Below are 13,878 nucleotides of genomic sequence, written 5' to 3' on the forward strand. Positions count from 1 at the left end.
GATTCTCTGGATGCTTTGGCCATGACGCCTAACGAATAAACGCTCTCTACGGCGTTCATTCACTCGACGTACTGCAGGATTGATCGTTGGATGTGAGCAGGTCTCACCACATCTGGACGTACTCGCTCGGCACAATCTGAGATGCCGAACCTTCATCGCCGGTCCTATGCTGTTTGGTTTGAGGTTCCAAACGTGCACTCACCCTCCCTACCGATGCAGGCCCCTCGTTTCGTTGAGCGGCCTTCTGATAGACGGAAGGGTCGAAACGTGAACCCACGGCAGCAGCAGACGCTTCTGGGGCCTGGGTCGTAGGCACCACCACCTGGACGGGTGCGGGAGCGTTCATACGGCAGATTGAATTCGCCCGCTCGACGCCAAGTGTGTTCTGCCAGATCAATGCTGCCTGGTATTGACCGTCAGCAGCCAGCACACATTCAATCTTGCTCTGCGCCATGGTCAGTGTTGGCAACGCCACGGTAGCAGCAACGAGAAACAACATCTTCATATGCAAACCTCTCATCATCTATGTAGAAACTCAGGCCGATTCCATGGAACTCACACGCCAGCCAAGGGACAATCTCATCTGGTCATGAAGTTGGATACGGCGCTCGAAACACTCTTGACCTTGCTCACGCCAGTGCTTGCGCCGTTGTAGGCGGTCTTGACGTGGTTGGCTGGGTTGGCAGCAGCACCGATCGCCTTTGTGTTGATAGCGGACCCTGCCCCGGTTCGACCCGGAAAGATCGCATCGGTAATGTTCGGGATGGCCTCGAACAGCTTGCTCAAACCGGCTGCGATCATGGCAATGCCTAGAGCCACAGCCGAGGACTTGCCACCACCCAGGGCCGTGAAGGCGGTCTCAAAAACCCCCGTGAGTAACTTCATGACCACAACGGAGGTAACAGTCAGGAATGAGGCGCCAACCAGGAAGTTCAGCCACTGAGAGAACCACTGCCGCGTATACGCGCTGGCCAACGTAGCGCACATGACCGGTCCGACCACTATGCCGACCCCTACGAAGATCGGGCCCATGATGAAGACACCCATCATGGATGAAGCTGCCTGGATCAAGAACCAGGCTGCTACGAGGAGGATGAGCATCGCAAAGATTGCGTCACCCAGCATGCTCATGAAAGACCACGACCACTCCGCTTGATCAGCGATTGCCTTGAAAATCTTGCCAACCGGGTCAAAGATTGACTTGATAAAGTTGACGAATGTCTCGCCAACGTTGAGCCCAACAGCGTTCAACACAGCCATAGCCAAGTCGTAGACTGTATTGGCAAGAAGTGCAAAGCTCTTGATCAGCGCTGCCGCAATGACACCAAAGAGCAGCGCCTCAAAGGCAGCGGTTACCACCGACTTCTTCTCCAGCATGGCCAGCATGACACCCCAGATCAGACTCAACAGGGTCAAGACGCCTGCCAACGTCATGGCGATACCCGTAACGTTCCCTGAGAGCGCCAGCGCCGCTGCCTTGACCTTGTCGGCAAAGTTTTTTCCGACCACCGCATTGACCACGTCTTTCAACGTCGTGGAGATCAGGACAAGGATTTCTGACTGGTCTTCTGCGAAGGCCGACAGCGGCAGCAAGAGCAGAACGCACGCAATGAGAATGAGGGGGGTACCCTTGGCAAAGCTTCGCATCACTTGCCCAGGCTGTTGAGGATCTTGAGGTCGTTCTGGAAGTCTTTCATCTTCTGCTCAGCCGACTTCCGCCATCCTTCTTCCTGCTTCGCTCTCTCGTCGTATTGGCGCTGGCGCTCCTTACCCATGTCTCGAGCAGAGGCTGACATCATGGCGAGCACGGCTTGCTGCTGCTGAATGAGCACACCCACTGAATTCGCAGTCGCTTGCACGGCCTGCGTGACCCCGGAAATCATCGGCATGCCCGCGGTAATCGACTGATGAGCCTCGAACGCCTTTGCCACTTGATCCTCAGCTAGCTTCGCTGAGTCGTAGAGGTGCTTGGCCGCGTCGTCCCCTACCTTCCTGCGACGATCGATGTCCTCAAGAAACGACATGAAGGAGGTGTATCGACTCGTCGCGAAGGCGCTGCCCATGTGGTCATAGGTTGACTTCGCATCGCGAAGGGCACCGTTGAGCTTCTGGGCAGCCTTGATGATGTCGATGAGCTGAGACAGCTCTTTGGACTTGCTCAACTGGTCGATGAGCGGGAAGTCGTTCATCGTCTGCTTGATGTCCTCCATCAACTGCTTGCCTTCGATCACGGTCGATGTGGTCGACTCAATCGCGGTAATCAGATTCTGGGAAAGGTTGGAGACGTCGATGACGGGGATACCCGCGGCTCTTGCGACCAGACCTACGCTGCTTGCGTAGATGGCGACCGCTGCTGAGAGGAAGTGGCGACGCGTGCTCATGTCAGATCCTTGTGGCTTGCTTGATGTACTCCGACCTCCAGTTGGGATCACCAGAGGACATGACCTTGTCCAGCAGTTCCTGATACTTCGGCTCCGACCGGATCAAGGCCAACGTATCCTGGCCGAAGTTCGTCCGCAAAACGCGACAAATGCTGCCCGCAATTCGCAAGTAATCGCGTTGAGGCCTCAGCCCTTTGATCATGCTGACCTGGTCATCTGTGAGACCAAAAATTTGCCTGTAGAGCGCGCGGTGGCTCTCCAGCTTGGGGTTGGCACCCAGAAGAATGTTGGGAATGTTGTCGGTAAGAGTGGCGCGGACCGCTTCACTGTCGACTCCCGTCACCGACTCCGGAGACTGCACCGTGAGCCAAACAAAGGCGTTCTTCTTTCGGAAGGTCTTGAGCCACTCATCGATCCCGGCAAGGAACGCTGGGTTGGACAGTGCGAAGCTGGCTTCCTCCACATAGATGAAGGTAGGCTTCCCGGTGAGCATGCGTGAGATGGACGAGAAGGCGTGATCGAGAAACGCACGGCCGAGCCTGTCCACCTTCATGATCTCTTTCATCTCGATGCAGGTCCACCGCGACAGCGAGAAGTGGTCTTCGTTGCTACCGAAGTAGCCATAGGGCCCGTTCTCCACCCACTCATGCAGCTTGACCTGGATGTCAGAACTCAGCAATGACCAAACCGTGTTGAGACTGACTTCCTGGTGTTCCGAGTCGGCCACCGCCTTGATCTTCTCGAAGATGTCTGCACGATCCAGCGCCGTCAGGCGCTCCCCGCCTTCCTCAACCCGACGGATGATGAATTCGCGTGCCTGGATCTGCTCTAACTCGCTTTCGCGGATATGCGCCAAGGGATTGAGCTTCATCCCCCGACGCAGGTCCATGTGCGTACCACCCACCAGGTTGGTGATGATCCGACACGAGTGGTCGCGGTCGAAAATCACGACCTGTGCATCGGGATAGCGTGAGAACTGGGCCAGGCAGTAGTTCACGAAGGTTGTCTTGCCACCGCCGGTTGGCATCACCAGCAGAGAGTGGCCCACCTGTTTGACAAACGGGTCGAAGTGCACTTCGGTACCAAAGCGCGATGTGAACGTGGCCAGCGGCGGTGTCGGTCGTGAGTAGATGGCACTCAGATGCTCTGAGACAGGGCTGCCGGGGTAGATCCCAACCGTGGGCAGCATGTGGCTGATGATCTGGTTGTTGGCCAGCATCAGGCGCTTGTTGTGTGCCCACTGTCCGGGCAGCGTCGAGAGCATCGCCGCCTTGAGGCCGAGGCGCTCACGAATCTGGGGCAGCCCACCGATCTCCCGCAATACGCTGGAGGTGACTTGCTGGACATGCTGAGCCGTCTCACCGTAGAAGGTGATTGACACAGAATGCATGGCAAAGCCAAGCTGCTCGGCCGTTTGTCGCCGCATGGCCTCCACACACTCCGCGTAGAGGTCCGCCTTGCCGGGGTCCACCTCGGGCTCAACCCCGCGCAGAAAGGCCGCCACACGCTGTGAGAGCGTGCTTTGCGTCATCCGGTAATAGCGACCGTGCTCATCGACGATTGCACGAGCATGGTCATAGCTCATGCAGTGCAGCACGTGCGTCAAGCGAAACTCTGCCTGCGTGGCCAGCAGCTTCACCATTGTTTCGGTGTTGCCGGGATAGCCACTGAGCGAAACGATCGTCCCGTACAAAGCCCGATTCGGACCCTGGACGGCGAAGACCTCTCGGCCAATCTTCACGTCCGATGTGGCCAGGGTTCCATCGAGCATGCTGCTGGGACTGGGTTCGACTCGGCTGGTGTGGCCCAAGGTCGGTGATGCCATGCGGAGCAAGGCGGTGTCCATGTCCCAGCCGCTGAGCCGTTTGAACGTCGAGATCGTGTGCGTGGAGACGAAAGAGGCAATCGTCTCCTGGGCGATCTCGATGTTCGAATCCAACTGCCGAGCATCGTGCAGCACCGCAGAGCGAACATTGCTGGCAGGGTTCAGGCTGGACAGCACAGCCAGACTGAAGTTGACGCCCTCTTCGCTCATCTTGCGCCGAACGTTCTCCATGAACGCATAGACGCCGGTATCGCCCGTGAAAAGGATGAACGCATAGGTCTTGAGGGTGTAGACCTGCTTGCTCTGGTAGGTCTTGTCCTGCATCGCATTGAGGATGCTCACGACCTCATTGCTCTCAAGACCATCCCAGCGATCCACCTCCTCCTTCAGGCGCTTATCGGTGACGAACCAGATGTAGAAGCGCTCGTCGAACTTGTCCATGGACTGCTGCATCTCCTTGATGCTTTGCTGCAGTCGATGAACGCTGTCTTCGTCGATGTCCACACCGCCGAACTCAAAGGCTGCCAGCAGGCTGCCGTCCTTGCACAAGACGAGATCGGGGGTGACGTGCACCATCCACGGAATCTGCTCGGAGAGTTTTCCGTCATCGCCCTTGAGAGGGCTTCGCGCACGCAGCCTGGAGAAAGTGGAGATGGTCACGATGGTCAGTTCAGCGGTACGCCATTGCCAAATCCGCGCGGACGTGACATCCACACTTCCCCATGAGAAGGAGTGCCGGCGTGGAGGTTGTTCGGCACGATTTCGTGCACGAGGTACAGAGCCATGATCTGGTGGTCCTTGCGAAAGAACCAGGTCAGGCCACCGTGGATGACGGCAGCAATCGGTATGGCCACAAGTCCCCAGGGCATGCCGATGACGACACCCACCAAGGCGGTCAGGGCCCAGATCATCGTGGCCGTCTTTGCCCCGACACCCGCGGCCAGACGGGGCCTGCGAAGCGCCGGGTAGTCGGCAATCTCTGCTTCGTTCTCTTGCACGGCTGATCAGAGCGAGCAGTTGGTCGTCAGGCCCGTGAGGGTGATCAGGTATGGGCCTGCCACCATGATCACGCAGCCGATGATGATGTACATGATGATGTCACCCACCACGCTCGACTTCATGAAGAAGGAGTTGAGGACGAACAGGATCAAGCCGATGATGGCGGCTACAGTCGCGATCTGCTTGAGGAAGCCTGCGAACTTGCACAGACCCTGTGCCGCAGCTCCACCGTCTTGGGCGAATGCAGCTGGCATGTAGAAAGCCGCAAGCACCAGCATCGGTACCAGGAACCAACGCATGACCCGCGCCCAGCTGAGGCCCTCCTCAGTTTTCACGGAAGTCATATTCAAGCTCGTATTCACCATTGTTTGCTCCTTTGACGGTGAGGATTTCGGAAACGCGACGGAAGCTCTTCGCACTGCCGTCCGGCTGGGCGACGTAGGAGCGAGAGCAGAAAACAACCAGGTTGATGCAGGCGGCGATGTAGCGCTGCGATGCCAGAGGCGACATCTGCACGCCGGATGGAAGGGACATCTGAAAGAGCAGCTCAAGCGTGCTCAATGCCCCTGTTGCAGAAGACGCATGCAGGGTGGTGACCGATCCGTTGTGACCTGATGACAACGCCCGCAGAAGGTCATAGGTGTCATCTCCACGGGTCTCGGAGAGGATGAGGCGGTCGTAACGCTCGCGCATGGCGTGCTGCACGAGGATCTTGGCAGTCAGGCCGGATTCCGGAGCTGCCAAGTAGCAGTTCTTGTGCTCGACACGCAGCGCCATCTCGCGGGCGTCCTCGATCAGGCCGATGCGCTCGTTGCTGGGCAGATGCATCAGGACCGCATTGGCCAGTGTTGTCTTGCCACCCGAGGTAGGGCCAGCAAATACGCAGTTCTGCCGTTCATGGACGATCTTGCGCACCAGCAGATCGGCCGTTTCGCGGGAGAGCATTTGCCAGTCGATCAGCTGATCAAGGGTGGGGCGCTCTTCCGGATCCAGGTGCTTTCGAATGGCGAGGGTGGTACCCCTGGAGTCCACCCCTTTGATGGCACCGGCGAAACGCAGCGCACCCACGCCGGTCGAAACCACTGCGTCCTTCGTGCCAGCCTTGACGTCCTTGCCGGTAGATCTGCCCTCTGCACCGGTGTACTTGGCCACCGCCATGATCGCCAACTGGCGATCTGTCTCTCCCAGGACGATGTCAGAACGCTCAATGGCACCCCGCCGTTCAATCCACACACGCCCATCCGCCGTCACCATGATTTCAGTGACGGTCTTGTCTTCCATGATCCCGGCAATCGGTTTCAGGGAATTGGCAATGATCGATTGGAGTCGGCCTGCATCAAGCATGCGCTCGATGATCAGACTTCATACTGCGCTAGGAAGCGCGAAACCTTGCACCGAAATCGCGTCTTTCAGATAGAGGTGAGGAGTCTTCACACGCCCCGAGCGGACAAGAGCTCAGCCTGCAACTTTGTCGCCGCAACAGCAGAACTTTGCCAAAGTAGTACTGATAGGCTACATAAAGTGGCACCGGACAAATTTGTCCGGTCCAGGTCGATATCGGGCCTGTGGATAACTCTGAAAGACCATGGCTACCCGCCTAACCGGGCCTCGCCTGCAGACCGCTAGCGCGCATGAATCGGAGATTGAATTGGTGCATCCAAGCGCACTGATTCGAATTTGCGTCAGTCCAATTTCAGTGGAAACTCATTTCCATTACCAAGGATGCAATCCAAATGAACCACGCCATTTCACCAATCCCGGGCCTGCGACGAGCCCTCAACGATTCCGAGGCCCGCGCATACACAGCAGTCGTCGAGACCTTTGGGCTTCAGTTCCCGGAGGGACGGATCCTGTCCAACGTCATCCTGCCCACAGGCACCGTTCGAGGCCCGGAGACCAGCGAGTACGACATCATCTTCGTCTGCAGGACCGGCATCATCGTCTTCGAGGTCAAGGGCTGGAGCAACGGCCGTTTGCGCTCGAAGAAGACCGAGGGTGGCAATGGTGTGCACGAATGGTGGATCGAGCGCACCGATGGAACCATCGACCCGGTTCGAGACCCTGTGGATCAGGGGGGGTTCAAGGTTCGCTATCTCCTGGAAGAGCTCAAGGGCATCCACGCCACTCAGTACACAGTATTGACCGAAGAAACCTTGGAGCTGGACCAGACGGTCAACTCCCACGTGGTCCAGCTGCGTGACTTGCCCTATCTGGCAAGGGTGACCAAGGCCACAGCGAAGAAGTTCTATGGCACCACGCTGCTGAGTGAGAACATGGTCAACGCCATCGCAGATGCCATCAGCGAACTCTCGCAGCGTCACACACCGCAACAGCACCTGGAGTCGATCAACCAGTGGGTCGCCTCCAAGCCGAGCGAGCAGAACCCCGGGGCCGACAGGCCTGTCTCTCCCATCCCGCAATCTCACTGAAGGAGCCTCCACATGACCGCCGTCTCCCCGGCCTACCCGACCGAAGACCTCCATGCCGACGTCCTTGTCGAAACCTCGGCTGAACCGAACCCTCCTCTCGCACCGGTTCCATCCATCTTGCGCGTGGCACCGGTGCGTGAAGCATCCGTTCTCCAACCGCCAGCTTCTCTGACCAAAGCGGATCACTCACGCGGACGCATCCCGGCAGGTGTCTCGTTCAAAGGAACGATCACCGGCACCAGCGGATACGTCGTGCAAGGCCGCTTCGAGGGAACGATTTCACTCGCCGGTGCGGACCTCTGCATCGAACAAGATGCCGACGTTGACGGCAAGATCGAAGCGCAGAACGCGATCATCGCCGGCCGGGTCAAAGGTGAGATCGACTGCCAGAAGGGGTGCGTGACCTTTGGCCCCACCGCCCAGTGCTCGGCGTCCCTGACTTACGAACAAATCGTGGTCGAACGCGGCGCCAAACTCAATGCCCAACTTCGTACTGCAGGAGCCTAAGCGATGACACCCACCATCAACACACAGAAGCTCTACGACAATGCCGAATGTCTGGTTCCTCTGGGCACCGTGATGAAGGGTGACGTCAACGCACCTGAGCCCATGGTCTTTGTCGTCAACGGCCACTTCGAGGGCTCTATCAATCTTGGCAGTGGCGGAGCGATCGTGATCGCCCCGACAGCGACGGTGGTGGCAGAGTCGATCGAAGCTGACGACATCCTCATTGAGGGCGAGATCTCCGGCCGCTTGCATGCCCGCAACGCACTGGTCCTGGCCGACACAGGCAAGGTCAAAGGTGAAGCGCGCTATGGCAAGACTCTGACCGTCCAGCCCAAGGCGAAGATCAACGGCCAACTCATCGACACATCCTGGACAGACTGAACACGCGTCTCACAAACGAGAAAGGGCCCCCTGGAAAACCAGGGGGCCCTTTTGTTTGGGTCAGTGTTTCTCTGCCCTGTTACAGGCTTCAATCAGGATCGAGATACCGTTCCAAGGCATGTTCATCGCAATAGGTCTGTTGCCAGGACGGGTCGCGCTCCCGAAGGAGCGGATCAGCCTGACACAGCTTTTCAATGGCCATGCTCTGCGGCCATGCCAAGGGCTCTGGAATGCCATCGACCACCACAAGGCGCTCGCCAAGCGCAGCTTCGATGCTCTTGCACAGTTTGTGGTCGAGCACGATGTCCTCTGCCAGAGCCCGCGCGCTGAAGTACGGCAGCTTGTACATCTTCGAGATGGTCGGCATTCCTGAGCGAAAGGACTCGACCACGTCCCTGATCAGCTCGTCGTCTTGCTGCTCCATGTTGACCCCCTCAAATCCGCGCCGGCTGCACCAGCGCCAACCAGGAACTGTCAACGACACCCTCGGCAGAGAGGCAACGGGCATACAGCAGGCTTGACTCGGAGGGACCCTTGCGCAGCACCATCTGTTCGGTGGGAACGCTGCGTGCCACTTCCTCGATGAATGCGCCACTGAAGGAGGCTTCCCAGGCTCGACGCTCACAAGGCAGCTTCAACGCCTTGAGCTCATCGCTCAGGGGGATTTCCACTTTGTGCTCGCAATCCTCAGAAAGCAAGGTCAGCATTTCATCAGCGACACGCATGCGCAGGTATCGCTGTTCCGAGATGGCCAGAATCCGCTGTACAGCAAGGGCCAGCTCCTTGGCTGAAACAGGCCAGTCAGCCGTCTTCGACGCCGTCTCTCCCTTGTAGAAGGCTGCGCAGTCGGGGTACTGGCCGAGGACCAGGCAGGTCACCCAGCAAAGTTTGTCCGTCTTCCACACAAGCTTGAGCGAGGCACCGCTTCCAATGCGGTAGATATCCACCGCATCGCCGGGCTGCAGGACCATGTCCACTGCCTGCGCGGCAGCGGTGGGCAAAATCGCACCAAAGTCAGCGAGTTCACAGGCAATGCTGGTGTCCACGCGGTTGAGCATGAAGCCGTTGGTGCCCGTCATGGACAGCGAGCCGTTTCGGTTCTCGATGTACACACCACAGAGGTACTGCCTGACGTCGTTGTGCGCCGCATAGAACTGCGGACTGGCGAAAGCCTTGATCAGATCCGAGCCCGTGGCCTTGGCCACCAACTCGTGACCCTTGCAGGTACTCGCCGCAGCAAACAGATCGTCGCTGGAGTTCGCTGCCTCCTGGAACTTGAGTTTGATGGTCGCCCCCCCGAACTTCAGGCGAAGACCGCCTTCGACCCGTGAGATTGCAACTTGGGCATCGGATGCAAGCGCGCCAAAGAGTGCGTTGGTCACGGCGCCATTGAGCGTGCCCGTGGCCTCCTTGTCGATGAATCCTTCAGCATCGACCTTCAGACGGACACAGCCCATGAAAGACTCGGCCTTGATGTGCAGCTGATCGCCGCTGACATGCAGGTCACAGGTTTTTGCGCTGACGGCCGACAGCGCTGCTTTGATGGCCTGCTTGAGCTGGCCAACGGTGGTTTTGATGGTCATGGATTACTCCTTGAAAAGTCTTCCCCAACACGGGGACTTGACGAAAGGAGTGGCCACGAAGGCACATGAGGACAAGCGGTTTGGCGTGCCCTCATCTACCCTCTGGACAGATGGTTCGTTGCAAGAAGCACCCACCTCCGACACAAGGTCGGAGATGGGGTACTGGTTCATGCGGGAACCGCTAGTTGCCGCTGAGACTTCAGGAGTCGAAACTGCGAGAGCTCGCCAGCGTTCCACAGTTCATCCCAGTCGATCCCTTGTACCTGGGGAATCTTCACGACAGCCGTCAGCCCTGCTTGCACCGCACGCTGCTTGAGCAGCATCGCGTTGTGAAAGCCTGGACGAACACCGGTCTTCGGATTCACAGGATCGTGATCGCCGCAGATGATCAACACCTTGGTCCCGACCGGCCAGCGAAACGCCGCCAGGTTGTAGCAGTTGCCACCGGCATAGACCGGGTACTGGCTGCGATGAGCCGCGACCCAGGCCAGACCGTTTTCAATGCCTTCTGTGACGATGGCCACGGGTCCATGACCCTTGTTGAGCTTGATCGAGTGTCCACTGATCTTCTCGACGACCGCTGTCATCATTTTCTTGGCCTGACCCGGGCTGACCGCGGCCTTGCCGCCCTTGCCGTCAAGGTAGGTGCGGTGGATGGTCACGATTTCATCAGGGTTAGAGGCGTCGTTGACCAGGCTGACCAACGCGGGCAGATGACTGACCCTGCCCAGATCCTCGTCCATGTGATAGAGACTCGGATGAAAGCGAAACGCCTTGGTCAGCCACTGGGGATCGAGATCCCTCACGCGGTTTTGCAGGTAGCGCAAGGCTGGTGTCCCAGCGATGCAGCTGCCGCCTTCCCACACGTTGCGCAGTGCGATACGTGCTTTCTCGATGTCTTCAGGCGTCTTGGTGGGGACCTCAGGAGGTGGACCCTTGCGGGTGAACTTCTGGGGGGCACCACCTGGTCCGAAGATCAGCTCGCGCAGTTCGATGATGGCCTTGGCGTCACTGATGCCATGCACCGCCGCGATCAGCCTCACACCATCACCAGCACCGCAGTTGCAGACCCACGTGCCGCGCCCTTTCTCGTTCGTGAAGCGAAAGCGGGACTTACCCCCACAGATCGGACAGGGCCCACGACGCTTCGGATTGGCGATCAGCTTTTCTTCAATCCCCAGGCGAGGGAGGACGTGCATCCACTCGATCGAGGACAGATCCAGATGTTCCTTGGTTTCCATGTTGTGATTCCTTCCCAAAAGAGGGGTTGATGAATCACTGAAGACAACGCTTTCTCATGGGGACTTGTGGCCATCATGAGAAAGCCCTGTCGGGCTTTGGGTTGATCGCAGAGACTGCTTCAACCCACAGGGGATGGTAGGCCTTAGAACGGGATCGAATCGTCGAAATCCTCGAATCCACCAGGATTGGCTGCCGCCGGTGCTGCAGCGGGTGCTGCAGGACGGGACTGCTGTTCCTGTGCGGGACGCGACTGCTGGCTTTGGCGCGACTGGTAGGAGCCAGAGCCACCACCCTGGCGGGAACCACCACCACTGCTTTCACCCTGACCACCGAGCAGCTGCAGTTCGGTCGCCACGATGTCCACCGTAGGCTTCTCTACCCCAGACTGATCGGTGTACTTGCCGTACTTCAGGCGCCCCTCGATGTAGGCCGAGCGGCCCTTCTTGAGGTACTCACCCGCGATCTCGGCCAGGCGGTCGTAGAAGGTCACGCGGTGCCACTGGGTGTCCTCGACGGTTTCACCAGTGTTGCGGTCCTTGCGACGGCTGGATGTCGCGATGCTCACATTGGCCACGGCCTGCCCGTTGGGCAGATAGCGGACTTCGGGATCGCGGCCACAGTTGCCGACCAAAATGACTTTGTTGACAGATGCCATGTGTTTTCTCCTAAGTGCATGGTGCCCGCTGCTGCGGGCTGTTTGAAACGAAATGAAGTGGCCCCAGGCCACTGTTTTGGGAACGCTGCTGATCCTGGGACTGCTCAAGCAGTCTGGATGTCGAAGACGTTCTTGTGCTGCTTGGTCTCCTGACCACCGTTGTCGACAGTGAACTCCTCACGACTCTGGGTGATGAGGACCCTGTCCCCCTTGCTCAATCCCATCGTTGCAGCCTTCTCCCTGAGATCGACCCCCGAGAACGTGACCATCTGACCGCCGTCCTCTCGGACAGTGACCGAATAGGTCGTGTACTTGGGCCGGCCTTTGGGGTGCACGGTGTTCTCTCCAACAAAGTCGATCACGCCCTGGGCGGACTTGACGATCATGGCGGGAGAAACTGCCTGTGAAGGAGCGTCGGTCGACTCTCTGACGGCCGGCTGCGGCGGAGCGAACAACGTCTTGCTTGCAGCCGTTGCCTCCTCTCGGACGGCCACACCCTTGGCACATGCCCGCTCCACCTTGCCCGAAAGGAACTCAGCACGGGTGTGGGCAATGGCACTGTCGAGCGTGTACTCCAGGCCAGCCTTACGCATCTGCTCGGGCCTCAGCGGCTTGAGCATGACCCGCGTGAAGGCGGCTTCCGAGCGCTGCCAGGGAAGGGGGGTGGTGGGCACCTTCAGGACCCTCTCGATGCGGTCTCCGTAGAGGTACACATTGAGCAGGTGATCCTTGATCGGCGCCTGCTTGCAGGCCTCAGATACCTCGTACGAGGCCGCTTGCAGGTGCTTGACCTCACTGGCCTGCAACCTGTCTATCACCGGCGCGGACTTTTCGATCTTGACGTCCTCGTGACACATGCTCGATCCGAACGCTACGGCAGCGCGCTTCCATGCCATCCGTCCATCGTCCCGACCGGTGAGTTTCCCGGCAATTGCCAGGGGAACGCCGATGAAGGAGAACAGCACATACCCGAGGGTGATGCTGATGATCTTGTTCATACTCAGTTTCCTATGGTGTGGCCCGTGGTAGGGCAAGAATGAAACGGCCCCTGAGAGAGGCCTTTGCTTCAGTGCAGGTCAAGCACGATGTACTTGCCCAGTCGCTGTCTCAGGTGCGCCGTCTTCTCAGGGAATCGCGAGCGAATGGTCTGAGACAGGCGTCTCAGTTCGTCGCCAAACTCGTTGCTGATGGCACTCCTGATGTCCTCCGCGTCTAGCCCCACCACGTCGCACGCGGTGTCAAAGGGGATGTAGGGAGGGCTCTCGTACAGGTCGTAGACCCACATCAGGTCTTCCCAGGCTTCACGACGCGCTGCGCAAAAGAGGAAGTGGTCTTCCGTCTTGAGCAGCCGCCGAAGGCGCATGAGGTTGTATGCAAGCTGCTCCAGAAGCTCACCGCCATGAATGACTTCATTGACGATCTCTTCTGCCTCAGCCTCCGTGAAGGGTTGCGACGGCTCGATGAGCCGACCCTCCAAGGTCTTTACGTTGTTTCCGAATAGGTCTTCCACATCGATCGCTCCTAGTAGATGCCGCAGAGGCGGCGTTGAGAAAGCGACCAGGCCAACAGATGCCTTTCTGATGCCCTCATGGAGCACATCAGAAAGGCTGCTACGCAGCCTTGGGTTCACATGGCCCGAATTCCCCTTCCGATGCTCAAGAGCAAATGGAAGCAGAATTTCAAGCCTTTCCAGGTCCAGCGGAGAAGGAACCGAATGGACACCACGAGGAGTCCAGTCGCGAACAGCAAAACAACCAAGGTGTCGTTGGCGATGTTCTCTTCCCTGATGACTTCATTGACTTTCATGGTCTACCTTTCGACGGTGTTACCGCAATCGCGGAGTGGAGGAACCGTCTGGCACTCAGATGCCTTTCTG

General features: G+C 58.4%; 17 protein-coding genes. 3 read left to right on the plus strand and 14 right to left on the minus strand.

Annotated elements, in window-relative coordinates; all coding sequences use genetic code 11:
* Positions 1 to 103 precede the first annotated feature (103 nt).
* The 7 genes from ACFQNJ_RS17060 to ACFQNJ_RS17090 all read right to left on the minus strand — a co-directional run bounded on the left by ACFQNJ_RS17060 (position 104) and on the right by ACFQNJ_RS17090 (position 6,549).
* Positions 104 to 505 carry a hypothetical protein gene (locus ACFQNJ_RS17060; protein WP_382259711.1) on the minus strand — a complete coding sequence of 134 codons (402 nt, stop codon included), beginning with the start codon at positions 503 to 505 and terminating at the stop codon, positions 104 to 106.
* Positions 506 to 579: 74 nt separating this feature from the next.
* A complete protein-coding gene (locus ACFQNJ_RS17065) occupies positions 580 to 1,647 on the minus strand; it encodes a type IV secretion system protein (protein ID WP_382259713.1) in 1,068 nt (355 codons plus the stop codon).
* On the minus strand, positions 1,647 to 2,381 hold the full coding sequence (locus tag ACFQNJ_RS17070) for a hypothetical protein (RefSeq protein ID WP_382259715.1): 735 nt from the start codon (positions 2,379 to 2,381) through the stop codon (positions 1,647 to 1,649). The genes ACFQNJ_RS17065 and ACFQNJ_RS17070 overlap by 1 nt, the downstream gene beginning before the upstream one ends.
* 1 nt (position 2,382) lies before the next feature.
* Complete coding sequence (locus ACFQNJ_RS17075) at positions 2,383 to 4,710, minus strand: VirB4 family type IV secretion system protein (protein WP_382259717.1); 2,328 nt, start codon at positions 4,708 to 4,710, stop codon at positions 2,383 to 2,385.
* A gap of 161 nt (positions 4,711 to 4,871) precedes the next feature.
* Positions 4,872 to 5,204 (minus strand): VirB3 family type IV secretion system protein, encoded by a 333-nt coding sequence (locus ACFQNJ_RS17080; RefSeq protein WP_382259718.1) that lies wholly within the window; start codon positions 5,202 to 5,204, stop codon positions 4,872 to 4,874.
* 6 nt (positions 5,205 to 5,210) lie between these two features.
* A complete protein-coding gene (locus ACFQNJ_RS17085; protein ID WP_382259819.1) occupies positions 5,211 to 5,549 on the minus strand; it encodes a TrbC/VirB2 family protein in 339 nt (112 codons plus the stop codon).
* On the minus strand, positions 5,530 to 6,549 hold the full coding sequence (locus tag ACFQNJ_RS17090) for an ATPase, T2SS/T4P/T4SS family (protein WP_382259720.1): 1,020 nt from the start codon (positions 6,547 to 6,549) through the stop codon (positions 5,530 to 5,532). Before ACFQNJ_RS17090 ends, ACFQNJ_RS17085 begins: the two co-directional genes overlap by 20 nt.
* A 389-nt stretch (positions 6,550 to 6,938) precedes the next feature.
* Here ACFQNJ_RS17090 and ACFQNJ_RS17095 point away from each other — a divergent pair, with 389 nt between their 5' ends.
* From ACFQNJ_RS17095 to ACFQNJ_RS17105, 3 genes are read left to right on the plus strand one after another with little or no spacing between them, the layout of a single operon-like run.
* Positions 6,939 to 7,634: a nuclease-related domain-containing protein gene (locus tag ACFQNJ_RS17095; RefSeq protein ID WP_382259722.1), complete on the plus strand. Its 696-nt coding sequence runs from the start codon at positions 6,939 to 6,941 to the stop codon at positions 7,632 to 7,634.
* A gap of 12 nt (positions 7,635 to 7,646) precedes the next feature.
* Positions 7,647 to 8,141: a bactofilin family protein gene (locus ACFQNJ_RS17100; RefSeq protein ID WP_382259724.1), complete on the plus strand. Its 495-nt coding sequence runs from the start codon at positions 7,647 to 7,649 to the stop codon at positions 8,139 to 8,141.
* Positions 8,142 to 8,144: 3 nt separating this feature from the next.
* Positions 8,145 to 8,522, plus strand: a complete 378-nt coding sequence (locus tag ACFQNJ_RS17105; protein ID WP_382259726.1) for a bactofilin family protein — start codon at positions 8,145 to 8,147, stop codon at positions 8,520 to 8,522.
* 88 nt (positions 8,523 to 8,610) lie between these two features.
* On the opposite strand, the gene ACFQNJ_RS17110 is transcribed toward ACFQNJ_RS17105, so the two are convergent.
* The 7 genes from ACFQNJ_RS17110 to ACFQNJ_RS17140 all read right to left on the minus strand — a co-directional run bounded on the left by ACFQNJ_RS17110 (position 8,611) and on the right by ACFQNJ_RS17140 (position 13,808).
* Positions 8,611 to 8,946, minus strand: a complete 336-nt coding sequence (locus tag ACFQNJ_RS17110; protein WP_382259728.1) for a hypothetical protein — start codon at positions 8,944 to 8,946, stop codon at positions 8,611 to 8,613.
* 10 nt (positions 8,947 to 8,956) lie between these two features.
* On the minus strand, positions 8,957 to 10,105 hold the full coding sequence (locus ACFQNJ_RS17115; RefSeq protein WP_382259730.1) for a DNA polymerase III subunit beta family protein: 1,149 nt from the start codon (positions 10,103 to 10,105) through the stop codon (positions 8,957 to 8,959).
* Between the two features lie 167 nt (positions 10,106 to 10,272).
* Positions 10,273 to 11,346, minus strand: coding sequence for a DUF7146 domain-containing protein (locus ACFQNJ_RS17120; RefSeq protein WP_382259732.1), 1,074 nt, complete (start codon positions 11,344 to 11,346; stop codon positions 10,273 to 10,275).
* 143 nt (positions 11,347 to 11,489) lie between these two features.
* A complete protein-coding gene (gene ssb / locus ACFQNJ_RS17125; protein ID WP_382259734.1) occupies positions 11,490 to 12,002 on the minus strand; it encodes a single-stranded DNA-binding protein in 513 nt (170 codons plus the stop codon).
* 104 nt (positions 12,003 to 12,106) lie between these two features.
* A complete protein-coding gene (locus ACFQNJ_RS17130; protein WP_382259736.1) occupies positions 12,107 to 13,000 on the minus strand; it encodes a hypothetical protein in 894 nt (297 codons plus the stop codon).
* A gap of 68 nt (positions 13,001 to 13,068) precedes the next feature.
* Complete coding sequence (locus ACFQNJ_RS17135; RefSeq protein WP_382259738.1) at positions 13,069 to 13,512, minus strand: hypothetical protein; 444 nt, start codon at positions 13,510 to 13,512, stop codon at positions 13,069 to 13,071.
* 116 nt (positions 13,513 to 13,628) lie between these two features.
* Positions 13,629 to 13,808 (minus strand): hypothetical protein, encoded by a 180-nt coding sequence (locus ACFQNJ_RS17140; protein ID WP_382259740.1) that lies wholly within the window; start codon positions 13,806 to 13,808, stop codon positions 13,629 to 13,631.
* Between the last annotated feature and the right edge of the window lie 70 nt (positions 13,809 to 13,878).

Origin of the sequence: Hydrogenophaga bisanensis, assembly GCF_042665135.1 — a bacterium.
In the GTDB taxonomy this organism is placed as follows: domain Bacteria; phylum Pseudomonadota; class Gammaproteobacteria; order Burkholderiales; family Burkholderiaceae_C; genus Hydrogenophaga; species Hydrogenophaga bisanensis.